Source organism: Micromonospora sp. NPDC020750, assembly GCF_044334565.1.
Lineage (GTDB): Bacteria > Actinomycetota > Actinomycetes > Mycobacteriales > Micromonosporaceae > Micromonospora.
Window position 1 is genome coordinate 222,087 of record NZ_JBIRTH010000008.1, and the last position, 25,674, is coordinate 247,760.

Below are 25,674 nucleotides of genomic sequence, written 5' to 3' on the forward strand. Positions count from 1 at the left end.
CTAATCCTGTTTCGTGCTCAGCCGCACGTACACGGCGGAGAAGCCGGCCAGCACCACGAGCATGATCACGCCGAGCGCCGCGGCGCCGTTGAGGTCGTTCTGGAAGAACCCGTGCTGATAGATGAGGTACGCCACCGAGGTGGCGGAGTCCTCCGCGCCCGTACCGTTCGCGAGGATCAGCGGCTCGATGAAGAACTGCATCGTGGCGACGATCTGCAGCATCGCCAGGAGCCCGAGGATCAGCCGGGTCTGCGGGATCGTGACGTTGCGGATCCGCCGCCAGACCCCGGCGCCGTCGAGCTCGGCCGCTTCGTAGAGTTCGCCGGGGATGTTCTGCAGTGCCGCCAGGTAGATCAGTACCGCGCCGCCCATGTTCATCCAGGTCGACGCGAGCACCATCGCCGGCATCGTCATCCCGGAGGACTGCATCCACTGCGAGGTGGGCAGGTGCAGCGCCTTGAGAATCGAGTTGAACAGTCCCGCGTCGCTGGGGTCGTACGCGTAGAACTTGAAGAGGAAGAGCGCCGAGGCCGGCGGCAGCATCACCGGCAGGTAGACCAGGATCCGCAGGTATCCCCTGGCGTGGCGGAACTCGTTGAGCAGGATCGCCACGAAGAACGGCACGGCGTACCCGAGCACGAGCGCGAGAACCGTGAAGAAGAACGTGTTCTTCCAGGCCGTCCAGAAGCTGGGGTCGGCGATGATGCGGTCGTAGTTGTCCCAGCCGACCCAGGTCGTGACGCCGCGCCGGGTGCGCTGGAAGCTCATGACGACGCCACGGATCATCGGATACCAGGAGAAGAACGCGAAGCAGACCACGGCGCCGAGCAGGAACGCGTGCCCGGTGAGGCTGTCTCGTACCTTGCGGCGGAGGCTCGCACGCCGCGGCCCTGCCGGGTACGACGAGGCGGGGCGTCCCGGTTCTCTCCTGGTCCCCGGGGCGGTGGTGATCGCCAAGGCAACTCCTGCGTGATTCAGTGACCGGACGGTGCGGCGCGGAGGGTGTGGGGGCCGGCGGGCCGGCCCCCACCGCATCGGATCAGCCCTCGGCGGCGAGGAGCTTGTTGACCTTGTCCTCGGCCGTTGCGAGAAGCGCGTCGATGTTCGCGTTCGGGTTCGTCAGCACACCGGACATCGCGGCGTCGAGCACCGCGTAGATCGCCTGCGCGTTGCGTGGCTCGCCCTTGATCGGCACCGGGTTCGCCTCGAAGATCGCGAAGTTCGCGGTGTCGAGGTTCGCGTTCGCCTTGCGCAGCTCAAGCTCCTGCTTCTGCGCGTCGCTGCCGCCCGCGAAGAGCAGCGGCTGGGGCAGGCCCACCGGGTAGTTCTGCGGCTTGGCCCGGACGTAGTCGAACTGGCCCTTGCCCGGCGTCAGCTTCTGGTACGCGATCCACTTCAGACCGGCCTTGACCTGCTCGGGGGATTGGCCCTTCTTGAAGAAGTAACCCTCGCCACCACCGAGCGTCCCCTTTGCCGCACCGTCCTGGCCGGGCAGCGGGGCCATCGCCCAGTCCTGGAACTTGCCCTGGAACTGGCTGACGATCGCCTGGGTGGCGTCCGGCGCGCCGATGAACATGCCGACCTTGCCGGCGCCGGCGTTGGTCAGCAGGTCGCCCCACTGCAACAGTTGGCGGGCGCCCATGCTGTTGTCGCCGTACCGCATGTCCTTGAGATTCTGCAGGACCTGCTTGCCCGTGGCGTTGTTGAAGTCTGCCTTCTTGCCGTCCGGGGTCAGCACCTGCCCGCCCTGGGAGTAGAGCAGGGAGGTGAAGTGCCAGCCTCCGGTGTTGCCGGCGCTGTACTCCGCGTAGCCGGCGATGCCGTTGCCCAGCGCGGAGATCTTCTTGGCGGCGGCCCGGACCTCGCCCCACGTCTTGGGCGGGTTGTTCACGTCGAGCCCCGCCTGCTGGAACAGGGCCTTGTTGTAGACCAGGCCCATCGAGTAGTTCTTCACCGGGACGGCGTAGAGCTTGCCGCCGTCACTGAAGACCTCCTTGAGTGCCGGGTCGACGCTGTCCCAGGTCGGGACCGTGTCCTTGTTGGCGAACTCGGTGATGTCCATCGCCTGACCGGAGTCGAGCACCTGCTGGAGATCGGTCATGTACCCGTAGAACACGTCGGTCACGGTGCCGCCGGCGAGGCGGGCGGTGAAGTCCGGCGGGTTGTTGCACTGCTCGCCGACGCTGACGCTCTTGACGACGATGTCGGGGTTCTGCCGCTGGAACTCGGCGACGTCGTCGTTCCAGTTCTTCAACAACTCTTTCTGGGAGCCGACCGGCTGGCAGTCGACGGTGATGGTCACCTTGCCGCTCGCATCGCTCGCTGCGTCGTCGCTCTTCGTGGAGCAGGCCGCGAGGCTGAGCCCCAGGCCGGCCACGAGCGCCAACGCCGCAGCCTTCCGGTACTGCGGTACGGACATCTGTCCATCCCTTCGGGAACGGGTGTCTCCATGAGCTCGCCGAGCTGCGGTGACCGGCACCGCGGCCCTGCTACTGATCTGTATCGGCCATGCGACCTGCCCCTGTGGCCGTGCCGGTCGGGGCCAGGCTGTGAGTGGAGTCACTGTAGCGAGACGAACTCATTTCAGCAAGGTATCGATCGCATTCTGAAAATTAGCGACTGCCCGACGGCAGATATGAACAAGCCCTGGGAGTTACCCCGAGTGGCGGAGTTTTGCCCCTTTTGTTGCTCGCGGCTGGGTGAGGCCACGCTGGACGGTGGATCGGGCCGGCGCCACTCGGGGCCGGCAACGACGAACCGGCCGTCGACCGCGAAAAGCGGTCGACGGCCGGAGCGTCGCTCAGCGGCGAGGGAGGCGGCCGGTGGCCGGGGCCGATCAGCGCCCGGCGCGACAGGTCAGCGGCGGGAACGGTGGCCGGCGGGCGGGCCCGTGACGGGGGCTGACCCGGTCAGCGGCGGGGGGCGGGCGCGGTGGAACCGCGCACCACCAGTTCGGGCTCGAACAGCAGCTCGTCGCGCAGGACGCCGGCGCCGTCGATCTGGGTGACCAGCAGGTTCACGGCTGCCTGGCCCATCGTCTCGATCGGCTGCCGCACGGTGGTCAGCGGCGGGTCGGTGCAGGTCATGAACGCCGAGTCGTCGAAGCCGACCACCGACACGTCGCCGGGCACCGACAACCCGAGCCGGCGCACCGCGCGGATCGTGCCCAGCGCCAGGACGTCGCTGGCGCAGATGACGCCGGTGACGCCCCGGTCCACCAGCTTGGCGGCGGCGACCCGGGCCCCCTCCATCGAGAAGCTGGACCGCTCCACGAGCTCGCCCGGCTCCCGCCAGCCGGCGATCCGCGCCAACGCGGCCAGCTTGCGCCGCGACGGAACGTGGTCCTCCGGGCCCAGCACGATGCCGATCCGTTCGTGGCCGAGCGACCGCAGGTGCCCGTACGCCTGCTCCACCGCGACCGCGTCGTCCGTGGAGACACGGGGGAAGTCCAGCGCGTCGACGCCCGCGTTCACCAGCACGACCGGCAGCCCCCGGTCGGTCAGCCGGCGGTAGTGGTCGTGCGAGGCGCCGGCGAGCGCGTACGACCCGCCGGCGAAGATGATGCCGGAAACCTGGTGGTCGAGCAGCATCTCGACGTAGTCCGACTCGGGCACGCCGCCGATGGTCCGGGCGCACAGCGCCGGGGTGTAGCCGCGCTGGGCCAGCGTCCCGGTGACCACCTCAGCGAGCGCCGGGAAGATCGGGTTCTGCAACTCGGGCAGCACCAGCCCGACCAGTCGGGCCCGCTCCCCCCGCAGCTTGGTGGGCCGTTCGTAGCCGAGCACGTCCAGCGCGGTGAGCACGGCGGTGCGGGTGGACTCGGAGACGCCACCGCGACCGTTGAGCACCCGGCTGACCGTCGCCTCGCTGACGCCCGCCTTCCGGGCCACCTCGGTCAGTCGCTTCGTCACCCCGCAATGCTACGTCACGGCTCTGCAAAAACTAAGCAGCGCAGTGACGCCGAAAGTCATCCGCCTGACGTGAATCGACTGGATACATCCGCCGCCGGTGAGGTTGAACGCCCGGGGGTCGTCCCGCCGGCCCCCACCTGCCCGGTTTCCTTGAGTCGCAGGTGCAGGGCGCCGTCGTGCAGGACGCGGCCCTGGTCCCGCCGCACCCACGCCTTTGCCGCCGGCCCGATACGCCAGTTGCGGACCGGCTTGCCGGCGGCCGTCATCAGGTGCGGGGAGGTCACCCCGTTGAGCGCCTTCCACGCAAGGCCGACCAACTCGACGAAGTCCCTCTGCACGCAGTCCGCCTCGGCCTCCGGGAACCACTTGAAAGCCAGTCGGCCGGGCTGCATCTCCTCGGGCTGGGTCCTGACCGGCCGATATCGGCCGCCCGTCGCTTCGAGGACGTCGGCGTCCGTCGTCCACACGCGCGTGTGCAGGTACTGGATGGCGGGCCCCACCGCGCCGCCGTCCGGGCCGATTAGATGCAGAAACGCCTGGATGCAGCCGTGCCGCATCGCCGACGACAGCGACTCGTGAAGGACGACGCCCGATTCCCGGTCGTGCGTCGCCCACCGCGCGAGCCCTCCGATCGACGGCGCCACCGCATCGCTGAACGCGGAGACGTCCTCAGGCAGCATGAAGGTCAAGGTCTGCCTGGAACGCGAACCGGGCTCGAACACGGAGACATGATGGCAGACGATGGGGGCGCCACAGGCCCTCCCGCATGTAGGAATCTTCCAAGATCAGGATAATTTCACGTAAACATTCTTCACGAAGGCATCGATGCTCGTTACGATCTCGCCGGGAACGTCTTCTGGATCACGCCAGGCGGACGCACACCCGGGCGGTCGGAGACGACGGCGACGGGTGGTCGGGACGCCGGTCGGGGCCGAGCACATCGTCGGCCGTGACGCGAGGCCCAGCCCGCCACCCCATCCCACTCCGTAGTCGAGAGGCGTCAATGTCCAGTTTTGGTAACTCCGCCGTGCGACGCCGCACCCTCCTCGCCACCGCGGCGGGCGTACTGGCCGCACCCCTGCTCGCCGGCCGCGCGCAGGCCGCCCTTCCCCGCGTCTACATCGACCCGGGCCACGGCGGAACCGACTCCGGCGCGGTCGGCAACGGCCTGCAGGAGAAGAACCTCACCCTCGCCATCTCGCTCCAGGTGCGCGACATCCTGCTGGCCAACTACAGCGTCGACGTGCGGATGTCCCGCACGACCGACCTCACCCGCAGCCTCGCCTACCGCACGGACGACGCCAACGCCTGGGGCGCGAACATCTTCGTGAGCATCCACATCAATTCCGGCGGCGGCACCGGCTTCGAGAGCTACCGCTATCCCAGCGGGGGGTCGGGGGACCTCAGCCTGCACAACGCCCTCCACCCGCGGATCATCTCCGGCATGCGGTCGATCGGATCGGTGACCGACCGGGGGCAGAAGACCGCCAACTTCCACGTTCTTCGCGAGAGCGCCATGCCGGCGGTCCTGACCGAGAACCTGTTCATCGACTCGGTCGCCGACACGAACCTGCTCAAGCGCGCCGACTTCATCACCGCCGTCGCGCGCGCGCACGCCCAGGGCATCGCCGCCCACCTGGGCCTGGCCACCACGCCGCCGCCGACGTCGTTCAGCACCATCGTGGACAACGCCACCGCGGGCCGCTTCACCGCGAGCACCAACTGGTCCTCCTCGGCCTACTCGGCGCAGCGCTACGGCACCGAGTACCGCTTCGCGAACCCGGTGCTCGAGAGTGACGCGGCCTGGTTCAAGGTGAACATCCCGGCGGCCGGCAACCACCGGATCGATGTGTGGTACCCGGCCGACGCCGGCTACAACAGCTCGGCGCCGCACGTCGTGGTCACCGCCGCGGGCAACCAGACGGTGAACGTGGACCAGCGCACCGGCGGCGGGGCGTGGCGTTCGATCGGCACCTTCAACCTTGCCGCCGGCGACCGCAATCTGGTCGGCGTGAGCCGCTGGACCAACGCCACCGGATACGTGATCGCCGACGCGGTGCGGGTCACCCGGGTCTGAGCAGTTGGTCGGCCTTTCTGACGGCCGGACCGGCGGGCACGAACCCGCCGGTCCGGCCGTTCGGGTTTCGCTGCCGGAGCTGGCGCGCCACCGGTCCGATGCCCGCAAGAACGCCAGGTCCTGCCCGATAATCTAGCCGCGAAGGCGACCACCCCAGCAGCCGGAAACCTAGAATCTGCTCGTGCATGGGCACAAGGACCGTCGAGAGACCAGCCCCAGGATCCGGGCGGACCGCTCGTCTCCGAATTCGACCGACACCAGCGCCACCCTTCGCGCGCCTCTGACGATGTCGCGATTGCAGGCCCTGCAACGGTCGTACGGGAACAGCGCAGTCAACTCGCTACTGGCAGCCAGCGCCGTCCAGCGAACGGATCCGCCGGTCCCGTTACCCGCCGCAGCCTCCGCCTCCGCAGCCACAGAACCGGTGGTCATCGGGCATGTCTACACCGTGAGGGGTGAGATTGCCGGGGCAGCTGTCGTCTATACCGGGTCGACAAAGCGAGAGCTCGCCCAGCGGCTCTACAAGGACAGGCACACCTGGTCGGAGCTGATCAAGAACAAGTCGACGACCATCGAGGTGCACGAGATCAAGGCGGTCCTGAACGTCAAGGAATCCAACGGACAGAGCCTGCGATCGGCTGAGAACGAGGCGACGCGGGCCGCAGAGCAGGTGGTCATCAAGCGCCGGCGGACCGACGTGGGCGGAGCCGTCGAAAAGAACGCCCGCAACGCCGCCACCGAGGAGAACGTCGAAGTGTGGGCGGAGCGCCACCAGGTCAGGCTCGGCCCCAGAACGACCTTCCGTGCCGGCGTCAAGATCGGTGCGGTTGCCTTCTTCCAGTTGGTGGACTTCTTCCTGATGTACCGCGACACGAAGCTGTCCCAGTACGCGATGGCGCCTTACCTGCTCGCGGACGAGACCGGCGTCTTCACCCTGCAGGAGACCGACCGGGGCGTCTTTCGCCCGAACTGGTACTGGAAGAACTACCAGACTGGGCCACTCGCGGGCCAGCGGGTGCAGATCACCAAGGACGAGTTCCACGAGCTCAAAGGAGTGGCGGAACGCCTGTGGGGTACGACCGACTGGAAGGGCGACTTCATACCGGGCCTGCTGCGCCAGGAGTTGCCCGTCATCGAGGATGCGGGCGAATCCGCTGACTGGGCCTGACCAACCACGCCCTTCCTCCCAGCGGGCACGTGCCACCGGTACCCGTCGCCGGCGCTGGACCAGCCACCCGAGCGTGCGCAGGCCGACGAGGCACGACGGCTGACCATCGTCGCCCTGCGCGGAGGCCAGCCCGCCCCGCTACGCCAACCGCCCTTCTTTCCTGACCCGGTCACGCTCCGACTCCGCCCCGGGCCCGCCCTGGCCCGGCCCCCGCCCTGGCCCAGCCCGCCGATCCTCACCCGGCGACGAGCAGGCAGTTACGCAGGTGGCCACCTCGCGGGAGCCCCCGGGCCGGGAACCCACGCCGACGGAGCGGTCGATCCATCGACGTTTCAGCAGCGTGCGGGGCGGATGGGCAAGCTCCCGCCGGCATCATGCACGACAATATGTCGTGACTATTGTTTGTAAGGACATACTGTTGTAACGTCCGTGATCGCAAGGTTCTCCCCCATCCCCGTCCCAAATCCGGGAGGCACAATGCGCTTCAAACCCGACCGCCGTCTGCTGACGGCGGCCTCGTTCTGCCTGACAGCGGTAGTTGTCGTGGCGTCGACCTCGACGCCGGCCGCCGCCATGGCCGTTCCGACCATCAAGGCGGAACTCGAGACGCCCACACTGTTCGACGACGCCGCAGGCGGCAACGCCAACGCCGACGATCCTGCGATCTGGGTGCATCCGACCAACTCGGCCAAGAGCCTGGTGGTGGGGACCGCCAAGGAAGGTGGCCTGCGGGTCTACAACCTGTCCGGTGGGCTGGTGCAGAGCATCGCGGCGCCGGCAGCTCCGGGGCCGGACGACGAGCCCGGCCGATTCAACAACGTGGACCTGCTGTACGGGGTCCGGGTCGGTGGCGCCACTGTCGACCTCGCCGTGACGACCGACCGTGGCCGTGACACGCTGCGGGTCTACCGGATCAACCCGGCCGGTGGCAGCACGGCGCTCACCGATGTGACGAGCGCGGCGGCTCCGCTGGTGTTCTCCGCGAACGCGGGAGAGGTCAACGACGGGCGCACGGCCTACGGGCTGGCGACGTGGAAGGACCGCGCGACCGGGCGCAACTACGCGCTGGTGAGCCAACGGCACGAGACCAGCGTGGCGCTTCTGGAGCTCACCGTCACCCCGGCCGGGACCGTCACCTACCACAAGGTTCGCAGCCTCACCCTGCCGCAGAGCTTCGCGCTGCCCAACGGCAGCACCTGGACGCCGTGCGATGACCCTGGCGACCTGCCGCAGGTCGAGGGCATGGTGGTCGACGCCACCAGCGGTGTGCTCTACGCCGGCCAGGAGGACGTCGGCATCTGGAAGGTGTCGGCAACCCTGACCGGGACTCCGGTCCTGATGGACAAGGTGAAGGAGTTCGGCCTCCCGCTCGCCTACGACCCGGTGACCGAGGAGTGCTACCAGTCCGGCCCCGATCCCGGCTACGGTGGCACGCACATCACGGCCGACGTCGAGGGCCTGACCATCTACTACCGGGCCAACGGCAAGGGCTACCTGTTGGCGTCGAGTCAGGGCGACAACAGCTTCGTGGTGTACCAGCGCTCCGGCGCCAACACCTTCCTCGGCTCGTTCCGGGTCGGGCCGCACTCCGACCCCACCCACCCGGACGGCTCGGAAGAGTGCGACGGTGCGATGGTGATGAACGTGCCGCTCGGTGACAGGTTCGACGAGGGTCTGTTCGTCGTCCAGGACGGCTTCGACGGCCCTGAGGTGCTCGACGGCAATGGCGAGCCGCGCACCACGACGAACTTCAAGTTCGTCGAGTGGGACGACATCGCCGAGGATCTCGATCTGGCTGTCGACCCGACCGGCTGGACTCCCCGAAGCTGAACAAACCGTCGCCCGGTCCCGCGTCGCGGGGCCGGGCGACGGCGCGTGCGTCACGATCAGCGCTCGACGAGTGCGATCTCGAAGGTGTAGAGCGTCGCCCGATAGACGTGCGAGCCGTATTCGACGGCACGGCCGTTGTCGTCGTACGTCGTGCGGGTCATCGTCAGCAGTGGTGCGCCACGCCGTTCGTGCAGCAGCTTCGCCTCCGCGAGGGTCGCGGCGCGCGCGCCGATGCGCTGGTTGGCGACCCGCATGTGGATGGCGGCGGCGCGCAGCATCTCGTAGAGGCCACGCTGCTCCAGCCGTTCGACGGTGAGGTCGGTCAGCCCGTCCGGCAGCCAGTTGTGCATGATCGCCAGGGGCTCGCCCTGCGCGCACCGCAGCCGCTGCAGGTGCACCACCTCGGTGCCCGGTGGGACCCGCAGGGCGAAGGCAACGTCGTCCTCGGCCGGAACACGACCCATCTTGAGCACGGTGGTGGTGGGTCGCTTGCTGGCCATCGCCAGGTCGTCGTAGAGACTCGACAACTCCACCGACCGTTTCACCATGCTGTGCACGACCTGCGTGCCGACCCCACGCTTGCGCACCAGCAGCCCCTTGTCGACGAGGTGCTGGATGGCCTGCCGCATTGTCGGCCGGGACAGACCCATCTGATCGGCGAGCTGGATCTCGTTGTCCAGCCGGTGGCCGGCGGGCAGGGTGCCGGCGTCGATCATCGCCTCTATCTGCTGGGCGACCTGGAAGTACAACGGGACCGGACTCGTCCGGTCGAGCGTGATCGACAGGGAATTGGTCAATGGTTCCTCACGCTTCGTCGCAGATCCTGATGCTGGCACCAACAAGTTAGCAGACATCAGAATGTCCTGACAAAGTCTTGACTTCGGTGTGTGACGGGGACTACGAATCATGGCATGCATCGTGCTGGCGCCTGCCGCCACCGGTGTTCAACACGTGGGAGGTATTGGTTCATGCGCATTGGACTGCTCGGCGTCGGACGCATCGGTGCGACACACGCCCAGCTGCTCGCGAGTCACCCCGAGGTGACCGAGCTCGTGCTCGGCGATGTCATGCCCGAGCGCGCTCGGGACGTGGCCGAGCGCCTTGGCGTGCGCGCTGCCGGTCCGATCGACGAGGTGTTCGCCACGCCCCTCGACGGCATCGTCATCGCCACGCCCACGGCCACGCACGCCGACCTGATCGAACGCGGGGTCAACGCCGGGCTGACCGTGTTCTGCGAGAAGCCGGTCGCGGCCGATCTGGCCCGCACGGTCGAGATCGCCCAGCGGGTGGCGGCGGCCGACGGCCGGGTGCAGGTGGGGTTCCAGCGCCGCTTCGACGCGGGTTACCGCGCGGCCAGGGAGGCGCTGCGCAGCGGCGCGATCGGCACCCTGCACCGTCTGCACCTGCTCACCGCCGATCCGACGCCTCCGCCGGCCGAGTACGTCCCCCTGTCCGGCGGGATCTTCCGCGACTGCCACATCCACGACTTCGACATCGCCCGCTGGCTGACCGGCCAGGAGGTCGTCGAGGTCTACGCCACCGGCGCGAACCGGGGTGCCAGTTTCTTCGCCGAGGCGAACGACATCGACACCTCCGCAGCCATTCTGACGTTCGCCGACGGCACCCTGGCGACCCTGCAGGGCTCGCGGTACAACGGCGGGGGTTACGACGTACGCGCCGAACTCGCCGGCACCGAGTCAACCTTCGTTGTCGGTCTTGACGACCGGGCGCCGCTGCGCTCGGCCGAACCGGGCGTCAGCTATCCCAGCGGTGAGCCGTGGCCGGACTTCTGGCAGCGCTTCGGCGCGTCCTACACCGCGGAGATGAACGCGTTCCTCGACTACGCGGCCGGGCGGCGTAGCAGCGCGTGCACGGTTGCCGAGGCGCTCGAGGCGCTCTACATCGCCGAGGCCGCCGACCGCTCGCGGCGTGAGCGCCGGCCCGTGCGGGTCGAGGAGATCCGCGCCAGCGGCTCCACGAACGGACTCGAGCGCTCGGTGGTGCTGGCATGACGCGGCGGCTGGCGGGCGCGCCCATCTCCTGGGGCGTGTGTGAGGTGCCCGGCTGGGGCCACCAGCTGGACGTGGACCGGGTGTTGGCGGAGATGGCGGCCCTCGGGTTGACGGCCAGCGAGTTCGGCCCGGACGGGTTCCTGCCCGCAGACGGCGCGGCCCGCCAGGAGACACTGCGACGGCACGGACTGCGGGCCGTCGGTGGATTCCTGCCGGTGGTGCTGCACGAGGCGACCCAGGATCTGGTGTCAGAGGTCGCCGCCGCCCTGCGGCAGTTCCGGGCGGCGGACGCCGATGTCCTCGTCCTCGCCGCGGCGACCGGTCTCGACGGATACGACTCCCGCCCGGAGCTCGACGCCGACGGCTGGCGGACCCTGCTGTCGAACCTTGACCTGCTGGATCGGGTGGCCGCCGACGCCGGCGTGACCGCCACGCTGCACCCGCACGTCGGCACCATGATCGAGAAACCGGAGGAGATCGAGCGGCTGCTCGAAGGGTCCGACATCGGGCTCTGCCTGGACACCGGCCATGTGCTGGCCGGCGGCGGGGATCCGGTGCGGCTGACCGGCCAGGCCGCGGCGCGGGTGAAACACGTGCACCTCAAGGACGTCGACGCCGGGCAGGCCCAAAAGGTCCGCGCCGGTGCGGTGAGCTACCGCGACGCGGTCGCGCAGGGCCTCTACCGTCCGCTCGGCCAGGGTGACGTGGACATCGCCGCCATCGTCGCCTCACTGGAGGAGGCCGGTTACGCCGGCTGGTACGTACTGGAGCAGGACCTCGTCCTGGACCGGGAACCGCCGGCCGGGGCCGGACCGGTCACCGAGGTCGCCGCCTGCCTGGACTATCTGCGGGGGCTGCCGTCGTGACCGACTTCGACCTCATCAGCGTCGGTAGGTGCGGCGTCGACCTCTACCCGCTGCGTTCCGGTGTCCCGCTGTCCGAGGTGGACACCTTCGGTCGGTTCCTCGGCGGGTCGCCGACCAACGTCGCGGTCGCCGCCGCCCGACTGGGACGGCACGCCGCGGTGGTGACGCGCACCGGAGACGACCCGTTCGGCGATTTCGTGCGGGCCGCGCTCAAGGAATACGGGGTCGACGACCGGTTCGTCCGGTCGGTGCCGCTCCTCAAAACGCCGATCACCTTCTGTGAGATCTTCCCGCCGGACAACTTCCCGCTGTACTTCTACCGCGAACCCAAGGCTCCTGATCTGGAGATCGCCGCGCAGGAGTTGGACCTGGACGCGCTCGGCGCGGCGCGGATCGTCTGGCTCACCGGCACCGGCCTGTGTGCCGAGCCCAGCCGCGCCGCGCTGCACGCGGTGCTCGCCCATCGCCGCGGACCGACCGTGCTGGACCTGGACTATCGGCCGATGTTCTGGTCCTCGGCCGCGGAGGCCACCGGGCACTACCGGGCCGCGCTCGCCAGTGGGGCGGTGAGCGTAGCTGTCGGCAACCGTGAGGAGTGCGCCGTGGCCACCGGTGAAGATGATCCGGAGCGGGCCGCGCAGGCGCTGCTCGACTTCGGTGTCGCCCTGGCCGTGGTGAAGCTCGGACCGGAGGGAGTGCTCGGCTGCACGGCCGACGGCCAGCGGGTACGGGTGCCACCCACTCCGGTCGAGGTGGTCAACGGCCTGGGCGCCGGCGACGCGTTCGGCGGCGCGCTCTGCCACGGCATGCTCGCCGGCTGGCCGCTGCGTCACACCCTGCGGTACGCCAGCACGGCGGGCGCCATCGTCGCCTCCCGGCTGGCCTGCTCCGCTGCCATGCCCAATGCCGACGAGGTGTCGGCCCTGCTCGGGGAGAATCCGGATGTCTGATGCCAGTGCCCAGATCGGTGACCTGGTCCGGCGCCGCGCCAGCCGGCCCGCGGTGGTCGCGGAGTCCGCACAGGGCCGGCGACGGCTGTCCGACTGGGGCGACCAGCGGCTCATGATCATCGCCGCCGACCACCCGGCCCGCGGCACGATCGGGGTCCGGGACCGGGCCAACGCGATGGCCAGCCGGGCCGACCTGCTCGACCGGCTCTGCGTAGCGCTTACCCGCCCCGGCGTGCACGGTGTGCTCGCCACCGCCGACATCGTCGAGGACCTCATGCTCCTCGGCGTCCTGCACGACAAGCTCGTCATCGGATCGATGAACCGTGGCGGCATCACCGGCTCGGCGTTCGAGCTGGACGACCGGTTCACCGGCTACGACGCCGAGACGATCGCCGCGATGAACTTCGACGGAGGCAAGATGCTGTGCCGCATCGACTTCGATGACCGCGGCACGGTCAACACCCTGGAGGCGTGCGGCCGGGCGGTTACGGCGCTGGCCGGGCGCGGCCTGATGGCGATGGTCGAGCCGTTGCCGGTGAGCCGGGTCGACGGCCGGACGCAGCTCGACCAGCGCCCCGAGGCGCTCATCCGGGCGATCAGCATCGGTCAGGCGCTCGGCGCGACCTCGGCGTACACCTGGTTGAAGATCCCGGTCGTCGAGGAGATGGACCGGGTCCTCGATGCCACCACGCTGCCCGTGCTGCTGCTCGGTGGTGAGGCGCCGCCGGAACAGGCCTACGCCGGTTGGCAGAAGGCGCTGGAACTGCCCGGCGTGCGGGGACTGGTCGCCGGACGAGCGCTGCTCTACCCGGCCGGCGACGATGTGGCGGCCGCCGTCGACGCGGCCACCGCCCTGCTGTGAAGGCGGTGACCGCGATGCACATTCCTCGGGGCGCCACGACGACATCTGGGTGGACCGTCCAGGTGACACCGGAAGTGGCCGGTTGGACCTACTGCGGGCTACGGGTGTTGGACCTGGAGCCCGGTCAGACGCGCGTCTTCACCACTGGCGACGACGAGATGCTGCTGCTGCCGCTGACCGGTTCGGCAGTGGTCGACTGCGACGGGACGCGGTTCGAGCTCGTCGGCCGAGCCAGCGTCTTCGACCGGGTCAGCGACTTCTGCTACCTGCCGATCGGGGCACGGGTGGAGGTGTCCAGCACGACAGGTGGGCGGTTCGCGCTGCCGTCGGCGCGGGCCGGGCGCCGGCTGCCCCCGCGTTACGGCCCGGCCGAGCAGGTGCCGGTGGAGGTGCGTGGGGCAGGGACGGCGAGCCGCCAGGTGAACAACTTCTGCGCCCCGGACGCTTTCGACTGCGACAGGCTCGTCGCCGTCGAACTGCTCACCCCGGGCGGGAACTGGTCGTCGTACCCGCCACACAAACACGACACCGAGACTCCCGGCGAGGCGGTTCTCGAAGAGATCTACTACTTCGAGACGCGCGGCCTTGCCTACCAGCGGGTGTACGGCACCACCGACGTGCTGGCCGAGGTCGGTGCCGGCGACGTCGTCCTGGTGCCGAACGGCTACCACGGGCCGTCGATGGCCGCCCCCGGTTACGACCTCTACTACCTGAACGTCCTGGCCGGCCCGGCCACCGAGCGGTCGATGGCCTGCGCCGACGACCCCGCCCACGGGTGGATCCGTAGCTCCTGGTCCGGCCAGCCGATCGACCCACGCGTACCGATGACGACCTATCTGGGGAGGACCGGCGCATGAAACTCACCGTGGCGCAGGCGACCATCCGCTTCCTCGCCAACCAGTACAGCGAGCGTGACGGGCGACGGCACAGGCTGATCGCCGGCTGTTTCGGAATCTTCGGCCACGGCAACGTCGCCGGGCTCGGCCAGGCGCTGCGGCAGGCCGAGCTGGACGGCGACCCGGGGATGACCTACTACCAGTGCCGCAACGAGCAGGCGATGGTCCACACCGCAGTCGCCTACGCACGGATGACCGCCCGGATGTCGACGTTCGCCTGCACCACCTCGATCGGGCCGGGCGCCACCAACCTCGTCACGGGCGCCGCCCTGGCCACCGTCAACCGGTTGCCGGTCCTGCTGCTGCCCGGGGACATCTTCGCCACCCGGGTGGCGAATCCGGTCCTTCAGGAGTTGGAGGATTCCCGCTCCTACGACGTGTCGGTCAACGACACGCTGCGGCCGGTGTCGCGGTTCTGGGACCGCATCAACCGCCCCGAACAGTTGCCGGCGGCGCTGCTCGCCGCGATGCGGGTGCTCACCGACCCGGCCGAAACCGGAGCGGTCACGCTGGCCATGCCGCAGGACGTGCAGGCCGAGGCGTACGACTGGCCGGACGAGCTGTTCACCGAGCGGACCTGGTACGTGCCGCGCCCGGTACCCGAGCCGGCCGCGCTGGCCCGAGCGGCGCAGGCCCTGCGCGGGGCACGCCGCCCGCTCATCGTCGCCGGCGGCGGCGTGACCTACAGCGACGCCAACGACGAGCTCGCCTCCTTCGCCCGACGCACCGGCATCCCCGTGGCCGAGACCCAGGCCGGCCGCGGCGCGCTCCCCCACGACCATCCGTGCGCGGTCGGCCCGATCGGCGTGACCGGATCCACGGCCGCCAACGCCCTCGCCGCCGAGGCCGACGTGGTGCTGGGCATCGGCACCCGCTACGCGGACTTCACCACCGCTTCGCGGTCGTTGTTCGCCGAGCCGTCGGTGCGGTTCGTCAACCTGAACGTGGCTGCCTTCGACGCGGCGAAGCTCGGCGCGGTCAGCCTGGTCGCGGACGCGCGGGAAGGGCTGCGGGCACTCGACGCGGCGCTGCCGCGCTGGCAGGTGAGCGAGGAGCGCAGGAAGCTGGCCGTGACCCTGACCCGCCGGTGGGACGACGCCGTCGACGAGGCCCGCCGCCCCGGGCCCGGCCCCCTCACCCAGAGCCAGCTCATCGGCGCGGTGAACGACGCCGCCCACCCGGCCGACGTGGTCGTCTGCGCGGCCGGTTCCATGCCCGGCGACCTGCACAAGCTGTGGCGGCCGGCGAGTCCCCGGCAATATCACGTCGAGTACGGTTACTCCTGCATGGGCTACGAGATCGCCGGTGGCCTGGGTGTGAAGCTGGCCCAGCCGGACGCCGAGGTCTTCGTTCTCGTCGGGGACGGCTCCTACCTGATGATGGCGCAGGAGTTGGTCACCGCCGTGGCGGAGGGACTCAAGCTGGTGGTGGTCCTGGTCGACAACGGCGGTTACGCCTCCATCGGGGCGCTGTCCGAGCAGGTGGGTGGTGCCCGGTTCGGCACCGTCTACCGATACCGCGACCCTGCCTCCGGCCGCTTCGACGGACAGCCGCTGCCGGTCGACCTGGCCGCGAACGCGGCAAGTCTGGGCGCCGACGTCCTGACCGCGGACACCCTCGACGAGGTCCGCGCGGCGCTGGTGAAGGCGCGCGCCGCCGCCGCCACCACCGTCGTGCACGTCCGTACCGAGCTCGGCGGGCCGGGGAGCCCGGCCAACGACACGTGGTGGGACGTCCCGGTGGCCGCGGTGTCGACCACGCCGGACGGCCCGCCGGCCAGGCAGCGGTACGTGGAGCGCAAGGCGACGCAACGCGGCCACTGGTCAGGTCTGTGAGCGTCGTGCTGTCCGTGCTCGCCGCCGTGTTCGTCTTCGTCTGCGGAGCCAACGACGGCGGAGCGTTGCTCGCCCTCGCCCTACGCCACCGCGAGGTCGCCGGCATCGCCATGCTCGGACTTCTTCTCGCCGCCATCGTCGCCGGTCCCCGCCTCTTCGGACTGGATGTGGCGCACGCGTTCACCGGCCGGCTGATCGCCTCCGGCGATCGCGGCGGGCAGCCGATCGTCGTGATCGGCGTGGCGGCGGCGGTCGCACTGGTCCTGGTGCTGACGTGGCGGGGCGTACCGACGAGCGTGACCCTGGCGATCATCGGTGGGTTGGCGGGCGCCGGACTCGGGCTCGGGCTCATGCCGTCGTGGAGCACTCTTGCGACGATGCTCGGCATCGGCGCGGCAGCGCCCCTCGTCGGTGGGCTGCTGGGCTATCTGCTCGGCGTGCTGGCCCAGCGGGTCCCGACCACCGGGCGGGCATCGGCCACGGTCCGGCTGGCGCACATCGGCGCGTTCGGCTGCCAGTGTCTGGCCTACGCGGCCAACGACGGGCAGAAGATGTTCGCGGTCGCCGCGGTCGCCGTCGCCGCCGTCCACGGCTCACCCGAACTGTCGCTGCCGGTGTTGTCCGTCGTGGCGGTGCTGTTCGCCGCGGGGGCGCTGACGAGCCTGCGGCGGATGTCGCGCGGTGCCACGTTCAGCCTGTCCCCGCCACGTCCGTGGCAGATCGTCTCGGCCGAGATCGCCTCGTCCGCGGCGGTGTTCGGCACCGCCGGGCTGGGTGTGCCGGTCAGCATGACCCAGTCCGTGGCGGCCGGCCTGGTCGGCGTCGGCGCCAGCCAGGGCGCACGCCGGGTCCGCTGGCAGTACGCCGTGCCGATCCTGATCTCGTGGCTGGTGACCCTGCCGGCCAGCTTCGGCATAGCGGCGGTGGCCGGGCTGACCGTGCGAGGGCTCCGGTGACCGGCCGTCGGCTGCGCCGGCTCTGGCGGATCGTGGACGACCTCGCCGGTCGCTCCCACCATCGGGTCGTCGGCATCATGCTGCGCCAGCTCGAACAGAACCAGGAGGCGGTGGACCTGGCCGTCGACGTGGTCACCAGGGCCGTGCCGTCGGCCACGGGCCGGGCCCGGATGGGCGACATCGAACACGCCGGCGACGACCACCGGCGGCAACTCGTCATCGAGCTCGCCGCCTCGCTCACCACGCCGATCGACCGCGAGGACCTGTTCCGGCTTTCCCGGTCGATCGACGACGTGCTGGACAACCTACGGGACTTCGTACGGGAGAACGACCTCTTCGGCGCGCCCACCGTGGACGCCGCCGTGCCGGCGCTCGTCGCCGTTCGGGAGGGGCTCGCGCTGCTGCGCCGCGCCCTTCAGCAGCTGGTCGACCATCCGACCGACGTCGCCGACCTCGTCCTGGCCGTACGGAAGCGGGCCGGTGTCGTGCGTCGCGTGTACCAGGAGGCGATCGGGCAGCTGCTGGCCGGGGACGTGACCTCCGAGATGCTGCGGCAGCGTGAGCTGCTGCGTCGCATCGACGTCGTCGGCCTTCGGCTGGCCGAGTGCTGCGACGCGCTGGCCGACGCGATGCTGAAGCGAATCGTCTGAAGGGCTGATGTACATATGTCTTGACAAAGATTGCCGCCGTATTACGCTCAGGACACTCCGCGGATGCGATGCGTCTTCACCACATCCGACGGACGAGAAGGCTCTCACCCGCATGCTCCGCCACCGAGGAGGTTCGCGCACGTGGACAGCCGCCATATAACGACTCCGATCCGTCCCACCCGTCGCCTTGCCGCTGCCGCAGTCGGCATCGCCGCGCTCGTCGCAGCCGCCGCCTGCGCCCCGTCCAGCGGAACCGAACAGCAGGGTGCGCTCCCGTCCGCCTCCGTCGACGCCTCCTTCGACCTCGACGCCCTCGTCGCGGCGGCGAAGAAGGAGGGCAGCGTCCTCGTCTACGACTCGACCGGCGACATCAAGAAGGTCGCCGAGGCATTCACCGCCAAGTACGGCATCAAGGCGGAGGGGGTGAAGTCCGACACCCAGAAGACCGCCGAGAAGCTCGTCCGGGAGAAGGAGGCCGGCAACGTCGCCGTCGACCTCACCCTCTTCTCCGACGGCCCGTTGCTGGCCGGCGAGCTGCTGCCCCGCCAGGTCGTCTACACGTGGTTGCCGCCGGATCTGGTCAAGGACATCCCGGAGACCAACCGCAACCCACTGTTGGTGCTGTCGAAGGCCAACGTCTGGGTGTACAACCCGAAGATCTACCCGAACGGCTGCCCGGTGAAGAACGTCTGGGAACTCACCGAGGACAGCTGGCGCGGCAAGGTGCTGCTACAGGATCCGCTGGGCAAGGCGACCATCGTGCAGTGGCTCAGCCAGAGCGCCGGCCACGGCGCCGCACCGCTCGCCGACGCCTACCAGCGGCATACCGGCAAGGCCCTGCAGACGACCGAGAAGAACGCCGGCTGGGAGTGGGTCAAGAAGCTGGCGAAGAACAAGCCGATCATCAACAGCGAGGACGAGAACATCGCCGCCGCCGTCGCCGCGCCGCAGCAGACCGAGGGTCGCATCGGCCTGGTGTCGATCGCGAAGTTCCGCGACGTCGAGGGCAAGGGCTACAACATGGCCGTCTGCGAGGGCTTGAGCCCCTGGGTCGGGTTCTCCTATTCCAAGTACGTCGCGATCGCCACCGGGACGAAGCACCCCAACGCCGCCAAGCTGTTCGTCCACTTCGTCATGACGCAGGAGGGCATCAAGCACGAGATGGAGGAAGGCGGCGTCTCGGGCAGCACCGCCGTGCCGCCCAGCGACGGCAACCCGAAGGGCCTCACCGACTGGGGTACGCAGTTGTTCGCCATGGACCCCAAGGGCCTGCTCGACGACTACCAGAACACCCAACCCGTCCAGGACTTCTGGCGCGTGCAGCACAACTGATCCGGCGGGTGCCCACCGAGTCATCACGATCGGTGGGCACCATGGCTCTGCTTGAAGGGACAAGACACTCAAGATGGCAGTCATCGACCGCCCGGCACCGCCAGCGCCGCCGCCCACGCAGACGCCGGCCAGCCGTTGGGGCCGGATACGGTACCGGGCACGAGTCCTGCTCGCCGAACCGACCACCCTCATCGGCATTGCCCTCGTGCTCATCTTCGGTTACCTGGTCATCGCGCCTCTGGTGGCAATCGTGTCGGATGCGGCACGCGTGCAGTTCGGCGACGACAGCCGGGCCGGGGCACCGGCCGGATCGCTCACGGGCTACTACCTGTGGCGGGTGTTCCGGTCACCGATCAGCGCAAGCCTGTTCTGGGAGCCGCTGTCACACACCGTGGTCGTCGGGCTCGGCGTGGTCGTGTTCGCCGTGGTGCTCGGCGGTTCGATGGCGTGGCTGGTGACCCGAACCAACGTGCCCGGCCGCAAGTTCCTCGCCGGCGCCCTCGTCGTGCCGTACATGCTGCCGTCATGGACGTTCGCCCTGGCCTGGCTGACCCTGTTCAAGAACGGCCGGTCCGGCGGGACCCCGGGCTTCCTGGAGACCTGGGGTGTCCAGACCCCCGACTGGCTCGCGTACGGCGCCGTGCCGATCATCGTCACCCTCGGCCTGCACTACTACCCGTTCGTGTTCCTGCTGTTCGGCAACGCGCTGCGGCGCATCGACTCGCAGTTGGAGGAGTCCGCGCGGGTGCTCGGCGCCAACAGGAGCCAGGGGATGCGTCACGTGGTCCTGCCGCTGCTGCTGCCCTCGCTCTCCTCCGCCGTGCTCCTCGTCCTCGGCCGGGTGCTGGGCACCTTCGGCACCCCGTACATCCTCGGCCTGCCCACCGACTACGCGATGTTGTCGACCAGCCTGTACCGCAGCATCCACACCCGGGCCCCCGGCGTGGCCGCCGTCATCGCCGCCGTCATCGTCCTGCTCGGGGTGCTCGTCGTGCTCATCGACATGCGCCTGGTTCGTGAACAACGCCGGTTCGTCACCATCGGCGGCAAGGGCAGCATGGACCGGGCCACCGACCTGCGCCGCTGGCGGTGGCCCGCCTACGGCCTCGCCATGGCCGTGTTCGTCACCAGCGTCGTCGTGCCGCTCGCGACCCTCGCGTTGTCCACGGTGACCTACGCGCCAGGCGTGTTCCGTGCCGACAACTTCACGCTGAAGTTCTGGACCGCCGAGTCGATCCCGGAGGCGGTCGGCTTCCCGCACGGCCTGCTGCGCAGCGATGACCTCTACGAGGCGATGTGGAACAGCCTGCGCATCGTCGGCATGGCGGCCCTGGTCTGCGGCCTCGTCGGGCTGATGGTCGGGTACGTGGTGGCCCGCTCGCCCAGCCGCCGGCTGTCGGGCACTCTGCGGCAGGTCTCGTTCCTGCCCTACCTGGTGCCGGGCATCGCCTTCGCCGCCGCCTACCTGACGCTGTTCGCCGTCCCGCGCGGCCCGATCCCGGCGCTCTACGGCACCACCCTCCTGCTGGTCGTGGTGATGGCGATCACCCACCTGCCGTACTCGTCGCGGTCCGGCATCTCCGCCATGATGCAGCTGGGCCGCGAACCGGAGGAGGCGGCCCAGGTGGCCGGCGCCGGCTGGCTCACCCGGCTGCGCCGGATCGTGCTGCCCATCCAGAAGGGCGCGCTGACCACCGGCGTGTTGCTGCCGTTCATCTCCGGGCTCAAAGAGCTGTCGATCGTCATCATGCTCACGACAGCGAGCACGCCCCTGTTGACCACCCTGTCGATCAACCTGGTCGACTTCGGATATCGGCAGCAGGCCAACGCGGCGGTACTCATCATCGCCGCGCTCTCGTTCACCGTCACCTACCTGGCCCAGCGGGCCACCAGAAGCAACCTCGCCACGGGCCTGGGAGGCTGAACATGCCGAACATCGAACTCATCGGCGTCGACAAGAGCTACGTCGCCGGCCAGTACGCGGTGCGTGACCTGCACCTGACCATCCCCGACGGCGGCTTCATGTGCCTACTCGGCCCGTCCGGCTGTGGCAAGACCACGACCCTGCGGATGATCGCCGGCCTCGAGCAGCCCACCAGGGGCGATATCCGGGTCGGCTCACGGCTGCTGGACTCCGTGGGGCAGGGCCTCTTCGTGCCACCCGAGAAGCGGGGCATGGGGCTGGTGTTCCAGAGCTACGCGCTGTGGCCGCACATGACGGTGACCCGCAACGTCGAGTTCGGGCTGATGATGCGGAAGACGCCCACGGCGCAACGGGCACAGCGCGCCGCCGAGGCCATGGAGATGCTGCACATCGCCGAATACGCTGCCCGCTACCCCTCGCAGCTCTCCGGCGGCCAGCAGCAGCGGGTCGCACTGGCCCGGATGCTCGCGGTCGACCCGGAGGTCATGCTGCTCGACGAGCCGCTGTCGAACCTCGACGCGAGGCTCCGCCTCGAGATGCGCGCCGAGATCAAGAGAATCCACCAGCGCTCGCACGCCACCGTCGTCCTGGTCACCCACGACCAGCTGGAGGCGATGACGATGGCCACCCACGTCACCGTCATGAACGAGGGAGTCGTCGAGCAGACCGGCACGCCGATGGAGGTCTACGAACGGCCGGCAAGCGTGTTCGTGGCTGAGTTCGTCGGCAGCCCACCGATGAACACCATGCCGTTCGGGTCGGCCGACGTGGCCGGTCCCGGCGCCACCGTGGCGGACTACGTGGCAGCCCGGGTCGGCCGCCCGCCCACCGACGGAACGGGCGGTGTCCGGCCCGAGGCACTCAACATCGCGCACGCCGACGCCGATGTTCCCGACGGCGTCTGGCGGGCGCCGGCCGTGGTCGACACGGTCCTGCCCACCGGCTCGGCCTGGACCGTGCAGCTGCGGTGCCACGGCGAACCGCTGTACGTCCAGTCCTACCGGAAGATCGAGACGACGCCGGGCGCCGAGGTGACCCTCTGGGCCGCCGCGGCCGACCTGCACGTGTTCGATGCCGACGGCCGCCGGATGACCGGCTGGGACCAGTTCCTGAGCGAACAGCGGACCGGACAGCGTCCCGCCGCCGGGCCGGCCGTCGCCTCCGGGTCCGGCCGGTGATCGCCGCACGGCTGCCGCGGCCCCGCGCGCTGCTGCTGGACTTCGGTGGCGTCGTCGTGCAGACCGCACGCCGGGACACCTGGGTCACCGACCTCGCCACCGAGGTCGTCGCGATGCTCGGCGCGGCCGGCTGCACCGAGCTGACCATCGACGACGTGGTCCGCGACGTCCGGGCCGCCGCCGCCGCCGACTCCGCGTGGAAGAACGCGATGTCGCGACTGTCCGCGCCGGCCGAGCTGACCTGGCGGGTGTTCTGGTCGGAGTTCGTCGCCGCCGACTGGCCCGATCAGGCGCGCGCGTTGGTGACCAGCCAGGCGTGGTTCCTGTGCCGACGCCAGGGTGAGCTGCGCTCGACGCGGGTCGCCCGCAACGGCATCGAGGATCTGCTCCGGGGCGCGCGGGAGCGGGACATCCCGGTGGCGATCGTCAGCAACGCGATGTCGGGCATCGTGCACCGGGACTGGCTCGCCCAGGCCGGCCTCGACAAGGACCTGGCGTTGCAGCTGTACAGCGACGAGCTCGGCATCCGCAAACCCAATCCGGAAATGATCCGCCTGGCGTGCCGCGCGCTCGCGGTCGCGCCCAGTGACGCGTGGTACGTCGGCGACAACTTCGACCGCGATGTCGTCTGCGGCCGCCGGGCCGGGGTCGGAGTGACCGTCCTGATGACTGCCCGCTCCACCCACGACCTGCCGTTCGTCGTCGCCCAGACGCCCGACGCGGTCGTCGACGACCCAGCCGAACTGCTGCGGCTGCTCACCCTCACCGACGAGAGGCAAGAATGACCACGATCGACGTGACCCGCTCCGCCCAGCTGGCGGAGGTGGCCGCCGAGGCCGCCACCGCAGTCGGTGACATGCTCCGGGGGGCGTTCCGCTCCCGACCCGAGGTCGACTACAAGCGCGATCGGCACGACCCCGTGACCGTGCACGACAAGGCGGCCGAGGCGCGCATCCGCGACATTGTGCTCAACGCCGAGCCGGACAGCCGCATCGTCGGCGAGGAAGGCGGCGCGGTCGGCGAGGGTCGCGTCGAATGGCACGTCGACCCGATCGACGGCACGGCGAACTTCGCCCACGGGCTCCCCTTCTTCTGCACCTCGATCGGTGCGGTGGTCGACGGACGGGTCGTCGCCGGAGCGATCTACGACCCGCTACGCGACGACCTGTTCACCGCCACGCTCGCCGGGGCCTGGCACAACGGACAGCCGCTGGCCAGCGTCGGCGCCGCCAGCGAGCAGCAGGCGCTGCTGCTGACCAGCTACCCGAGCGCACGCGAGATCAGAGCCGCGCCCGAGCGGGCGGTGCGACGGCAGACCGACCTCATCATCGAGTACCAGACGCTGCGTCGCATCGGCAGCGCCGCGCTGAGCCTGGCGCATGTCGCGACCGGCTGGGCGGACGCGGCACTCGGTATCGGTGTCAGCAGCTGGGATGTCGCGGCCGGCTCGCTGCTGGTGACCGCCGCCGGCGGCCACTACCTCGGCCTGCGCCCGAACGACGTCGAGACGGACCAGGCGGCATGGCGCGAGCGCGGCTACTTCGCCACCGTCGGCACGCTCGACCCGGCCGGATCGACCGCTATCGAGGTGTTCGCCGACACTCACCGGGCGGTGCCGCTGACATGACCAGCTCCGACACCCGCCTGGGCCCGGGTACCGCACTGCGGTACCGCTGGATCGTCACCGACCTCGACGGCACACTGGTCGACCGCGACCTCGCGATGGTCCCGCGTAGCCGCGCGGCCCTACAGGCATTCCGCAGCGCCGGCGGCCAGGTCGTCATCGCCACCGGCCGCAGCGCCGCCTCGTGCCGGCGCTACTACGACGAACTAGGTCTCACCGGACCGGCGATCCTGCTCAACGGCGCGCTCATCGCCAACCTGCACACCGGTGAGGTGCTGCACGCGAGCCGCTTCGACGAGACGACGTGGACGGCGGTCCGCGCGTTGGTCGAGGCGCTTCCGCCCGACGTCGCCGCCGTCGCGTTCGTCGGTGAACGGGCCCTCGCCACGTACCGGCCGGCCTGGGTCGACACCTATGCCGCCCGGGACCGCGTCACCGTCGAACACATCGAGAGCTGGCGCGACATCGACGGCATCAGCAAGGTCATGTTGCTGTGCGCCGACACCGACGCCGCGCACCGCATCGCCGCGGTCGCCCACCGGGCCGCCCCCGAGGTGACCGTCGTGATGTCCGAGGCCACCTACGTGGAACTGCTCCCCGCGGGCGTGGACAAGGGCGTCGCGCTGCGCTGGCTCGCCGAGCACGAGCAGGTGGCCCTGGCCGAGGTCGCGGCCGTCGGTGACAACCCCAACGACGTGCCCCTGCTGCGGGCCAGCGGATTCGGCGTGGCGGTCGGCGACGGACACCCGGAGGTCCTGGCCGCGGCCTCCGCGGTGGCGGGCACCTGCCTCGAAGGCGCCGTCGCCGACGTCGTCGCCATCGCCACCGCCCCGGCCGCCGAATGAGGCTCACCGTGATCGGCTGTTCGGGCTCCGCGCCCGGCCCGGACGCGGCGTGCTCCTGCTACCTGGTCGAACAGGACGGCTGGCGGCTCCTGCTCGACCTGGGCACCGGGGCGGTGGGGCCGCTGCAGCGGTACGCCCCCGTCACCGCGCTCGACGCCGTCTTCGTCACCCACGCGCACGGAGACCACTGCGACGACCTCACCGCACTGGCCTACCTCCGATCCGCCGCGGGCGACGCCGGGTCGCTGCCGGTGTACGGGCCGGCCGCCGTCGAGAGCCGGTTGGCGGAGCGGCTTCCCGCCCAGCGGAAGCTCACGTTCGGGCCCGCACCCGAACGCATCGGCCCGTACCGGGTACGTACCGCTGTCGGTCGGCACCAGGTGGAGAACTGGGCTGTCCGCCTCGACGACCAGCTGTGTTACACCGGCGACAGCGCACCCTGCGACGCCCTCGACGAGCTGGCCCACGGATGCGCCGTCGTGCTGGCCGAGGCGTCGGGCTTCGACGACGAGCCCGTACCGAACCATCTGACTGCCGGCGACGCCGGCAGGCTCGCCCGCCGGGCCGAAGCTCAACTCCTCGTGCTCACCCACATCCGGCCCTGGCACCGGGATCGGGTCGCCGACCTGCTGGCCGAGGCCGCCCGGCACAGCTCCTGCCCCGTCCTCCTCGCCACTGCCGGCCTCACCCTGAACCTCTGACGGATCCGTCCGGGTGCTGTCGCCGGCCCGGGCCCCGGTCAGCCTCAGTTAGGAAAG

At 70.0% G+C, this 25,674-nt stretch carries 23 protein-coding genes; 18 read left to right on the forward strand and 5 right to left on the reverse strand.

Translation table 11 applies throughout. The annotated features are described in order from the left end of the window. The 4 genes from ACH4T9_RS24300 to ACH4T9_RS24315 all read right to left on the reverse strand — a co-directional run bounded on the left by ACH4T9_RS24300 (position 1) and on the right by ACH4T9_RS24315 (position 4,633). Complete coding sequence (locus ACH4T9_RS24300; protein ID WP_396673641.1) at positions 1 to 957, reverse strand: carbohydrate ABC transporter permease; 957 nt, start codon at positions 955 to 957, stop codon at positions 1 to 3. A gap of 82 nt (positions 958 to 1,039) precedes the next feature. Beyond that, a complete protein-coding gene (locus ACH4T9_RS24305) occupies positions 1,040 to 2,419 on the reverse strand; it encodes an ABC transporter substrate-binding protein (RefSeq protein ID WP_396673642.1) in 1,380 nt (459 codons plus the stop codon). 490 nt (positions 2,420 to 2,909) lie between these two features. Beyond that, the gene (locus ACH4T9_RS24310) at positions 2,910 to 3,911 is read right to left on the reverse strand and encodes a LacI family DNA-binding transcriptional regulator (protein WP_396673643.1); all 1,002 of its coding nucleotides are present in this window, start codon (positions 3,909 to 3,911) and stop codon (positions 2,910 to 2,912) included. Between the two features lie 56 nt (positions 3,912 to 3,967). After that, positions 3,968 to 4,633 carry a hypothetical protein gene (locus ACH4T9_RS24315; RefSeq protein WP_396673644.1) on the reverse strand — a complete coding sequence of 222 codons (666 nt, stop codon included), beginning with the start codon at positions 4,631 to 4,633 and terminating at the stop codon, positions 3,968 to 3,970. 281 nt (positions 4,634 to 4,914) lie between these two features. Here ACH4T9_RS24315 and ACH4T9_RS24320 point away from each other — a divergent pair, with 281 nt between their 5' ends. From ACH4T9_RS24320 to ACH4T9_RS24330, 3 genes are all read left to right on the forward strand, one after another. Continuing rightward, entirely contained in the window at positions 4,915 to 5,988 is a 1,074-nt protein-coding gene (locus tag ACH4T9_RS24320; protein WP_396673645.1) for an N-acetylmuramoyl-L-alanine amidase, read from the forward strand. Positions 5,989 to 6,169: 181 nt separating this feature from the next. Beyond that, positions 6,170 to 7,156, forward strand: coding sequence for a hypothetical protein (locus tag ACH4T9_RS24325; protein WP_396673646.1), 987 nt, complete (start codon positions 6,170 to 6,172; stop codon positions 7,154 to 7,156). Between the two features lie 477 nt (positions 7,157 to 7,633). After that, entirely contained in the window at positions 7,634 to 8,986 is a 1,353-nt protein-coding gene (locus tag ACH4T9_RS24330) for a phytase (protein WP_396673647.1), read from the forward strand. Between the two features lie 56 nt (positions 8,987 to 9,042). On the opposite strand, the gene ACH4T9_RS24335 is transcribed toward ACH4T9_RS24330, so the two are convergent. Beyond that, the gene (locus tag ACH4T9_RS24335; RefSeq protein WP_396673648.1) at positions 9,043 to 9,783 is read right to left on the reverse strand and encodes a GntR family transcriptional regulator; all 741 of its coding nucleotides are present in this window, start codon (positions 9,781 to 9,783) and stop codon (positions 9,043 to 9,045) included. Between the two features lie 171 nt (positions 9,784 to 9,954). Between ACH4T9_RS24335 and ACH4T9_RS24340 the strand changes: the two genes are divergently transcribed. From ACH4T9_RS24340 to ACH4T9_RS24410, 15 genes are all read left to right on the forward strand, one after another. Then, positions 9,955 to 10,998: a Gfo/Idh/MocA family oxidoreductase gene (locus ACH4T9_RS24340; protein WP_396673649.1), complete on the forward strand. Its 1,044-nt coding sequence runs from the start codon at positions 9,955 to 9,957 to the stop codon at positions 10,996 to 10,998. Then, the gene (locus tag ACH4T9_RS24345) at positions 10,995 to 11,864 is read left to right on the forward strand and encodes a TIM barrel protein (RefSeq protein ID WP_396673650.1); all 870 of its coding nucleotides are present in this window, start codon (positions 10,995 to 10,997) and stop codon (positions 11,862 to 11,864) included. The genes ACH4T9_RS24340 and ACH4T9_RS24345 overlap by 4 nt, the downstream gene beginning before the upstream one ends. Then, positions 11,861 to 12,814, forward strand: coding sequence for a 5-dehydro-2-deoxygluconokinase (iolC, locus tag ACH4T9_RS24350; protein WP_396673651.1), 954 nt, complete (start codon positions 11,861 to 11,863; stop codon positions 12,812 to 12,814). The genes ACH4T9_RS24345 and iolC overlap by 4 nt, the downstream gene beginning before the upstream one ends. Next, positions 12,807 to 13,676: an aldolase gene (locus ACH4T9_RS24355; protein WP_396673652.1), complete on the forward strand. Its 870-nt coding sequence runs from the start codon at positions 12,807 to 12,809 to the stop codon at positions 13,674 to 13,676. The genes iolC and ACH4T9_RS24355 overlap by 8 nt, the downstream gene beginning before the upstream one ends. A 14-nt stretch (positions 13,677 to 13,690) precedes the next feature. Next, positions 13,691 to 14,533: a 5-deoxy-glucuronate isomerase gene (gene iolB / locus ACH4T9_RS24360; RefSeq protein WP_396673653.1), complete on the forward strand. Its 843-nt coding sequence runs from the start codon at positions 13,691 to 13,693 to the stop codon at positions 14,531 to 14,533. Next, positions 14,530 to 16,407: a 3D-(3,5/4)-trihydroxycyclohexane-1,2-dione acylhydrolase (decyclizing) gene (iolD, locus tag ACH4T9_RS24365; RefSeq protein ID WP_396673654.1), complete on the forward strand. Its 1,878-nt coding sequence runs from the start codon at positions 14,530 to 14,532 to the stop codon at positions 16,405 to 16,407. The genes iolB and iolD overlap by 4 nt, the downstream gene beginning before the upstream one ends. After that, a complete protein-coding gene (locus ACH4T9_RS24370) occupies positions 16,404 to 17,363 on the forward strand; it encodes an inorganic phosphate transporter (RefSeq protein WP_396673655.1) in 960 nt (319 codons plus the stop codon). The genes iolD and ACH4T9_RS24370 overlap by 4 nt, the downstream gene beginning before the upstream one ends. Continuing rightward, complete coding sequence (locus ACH4T9_RS24375; protein ID WP_396673656.1) at positions 17,360 to 18,013, forward strand: DUF47 domain-containing protein; 654 nt, start codon at positions 17,360 to 17,362, stop codon at positions 18,011 to 18,013. The genes ACH4T9_RS24370 and ACH4T9_RS24375 overlap by 4 nt, the downstream gene beginning before the upstream one ends. A 141-nt stretch (positions 18,014 to 18,154) precedes the next feature. Beyond that, positions 18,155 to 19,345: an ABC transporter substrate-binding protein gene (locus ACH4T9_RS24380; RefSeq protein WP_396673657.1), complete on the forward strand. Its 1,191-nt coding sequence runs from the start codon at positions 18,155 to 18,157 to the stop codon at positions 19,343 to 19,345. 73 nt (positions 19,346 to 19,418) lie between these two features. Then, positions 19,419 to 21,269, forward strand: a complete 1,851-nt coding sequence (locus ACH4T9_RS24385; RefSeq protein ID WP_396673658.1) for an ABC transporter permease — start codon at positions 19,419 to 19,421, stop codon at positions 21,267 to 21,269. 2 nt (positions 21,270 to 21,271) lie between these two features. Then, a complete protein-coding gene (locus ACH4T9_RS24390) occupies positions 21,272 to 22,447 on the forward strand; it encodes an ABC transporter ATP-binding protein (RefSeq protein WP_396673659.1) in 1,176 nt (391 codons plus the stop codon). Further along, on the forward strand, positions 22,444 to 23,232 hold the full coding sequence (locus ACH4T9_RS24395; RefSeq protein WP_396673660.1) for an HAD family hydrolase: 789 nt from the start codon (positions 22,444 to 22,446) through the stop codon (positions 23,230 to 23,232). Before ACH4T9_RS24390 ends, ACH4T9_RS24395 begins: the two co-directional genes overlap by 4 nt. Further along, the gene (locus tag ACH4T9_RS24400) at positions 23,229 to 24,074 is read left to right on the forward strand and encodes an inositol monophosphatase family protein (protein WP_396673661.1); all 846 of its coding nucleotides are present in this window, start codon (positions 23,229 to 23,231) and stop codon (positions 24,072 to 24,074) included. The genes ACH4T9_RS24395 and ACH4T9_RS24400 overlap by 4 nt, the downstream gene beginning before the upstream one ends. Beyond that, positions 24,071 to 24,916: a Cof-type HAD-IIB family hydrolase gene (locus ACH4T9_RS24405; RefSeq protein WP_396673662.1), complete on the forward strand. Its 846-nt coding sequence runs from the start codon at positions 24,071 to 24,073 to the stop codon at positions 24,914 to 24,916. The genes ACH4T9_RS24400 and ACH4T9_RS24405 overlap by 4 nt, the downstream gene beginning before the upstream one ends. A gap of 8 nt (positions 24,917 to 24,924) precedes the next feature. Next, positions 24,925 to 25,617, forward strand: coding sequence for an MBL fold metallo-hydrolase (locus ACH4T9_RS24410; protein ID WP_396673663.1), 693 nt, complete (start codon positions 24,925 to 24,927; stop codon positions 25,615 to 25,617). Positions 25,618 to 25,674 lie beyond the last annotated feature (57 nt).

Coding starts and splice junctions, on each gene's coding strand:
- ACH4T9_RS24305 (WP_396673642.1), bottom strand. CDS start 2,419: ATGTCCGTACCGCAGTACCGGAAGGCTGCGGCGTTGGCGCTCGTGGCC.
- ACH4T9_RS24320 (WP_396673645.1), top strand. CDS start 4,915: ATGTCCAGTTTTGGTAACTCCGCCGTGCGACGCCGCACCCTCCTCGCC.
- ACH4T9_RS24330 (WP_396673647.1), top strand. CDS start 7,634: ATGCGCTTCAAACCCGACCGCCGTCTGCTGACGGCGGCCTCGTTCTGC.
- ACH4T9_RS24340 (WP_396673649.1), top strand. CDS start 9,955: ATGCGCATTGGACTGCTCGGCGTCGGACGCATCGGTGCGACACACGCC.
- ACH4T9_RS24345 (WP_396673650.1), top strand. CDS start 10,995: ATGACGCGGCGGCTGGCGGGCGCGCCCATCTCCTGGGGCGTGTGTGAG.
- ACH4T9_RS24355 (WP_396673652.1), top strand. CDS start 12,807: ATGTCTGATGCCAGTGCCCAGATCGGTGACCTGGTCCGGCGCCGCGCC.
- iolB (WP_396673653.1), top strand. CDS start 13,691: ATGCACATTCCTCGGGGCGCCACGACGACATCTGGGTGGACCGTCCAG.
- iolD (WP_396673654.1), top strand. CDS start 14,530: ATGAAACTCACCGTGGCGCAGGCGACCATCCGCTTCCTCGCCAACCAG.
- ACH4T9_RS24385 (WP_396673658.1), top strand. CDS start 19,419: ATGGCAGTCATCGACCGCCCGGCACCGCCAGCGCCGCCGCCCACGCAG.
- ACH4T9_RS24390 (WP_396673659.1), top strand. CDS start 21,272: ATGCCGAACATCGAACTCATCGGCGTCGACAAGAGCTACGTCGCCGGC.
- ACH4T9_RS24400 (WP_396673661.1), top strand. CDS start 23,229: ATGACCACGATCGACGTGACCCGCTCCGCCCAGCTGGCGGAGGTGGCC.
- ACH4T9_RS24405 (WP_396673662.1), top strand. CDS start 24,071: ATGACCAGCTCCGACACCCGCCTGGGCCCGGGTACCGCACTGCGGTAC.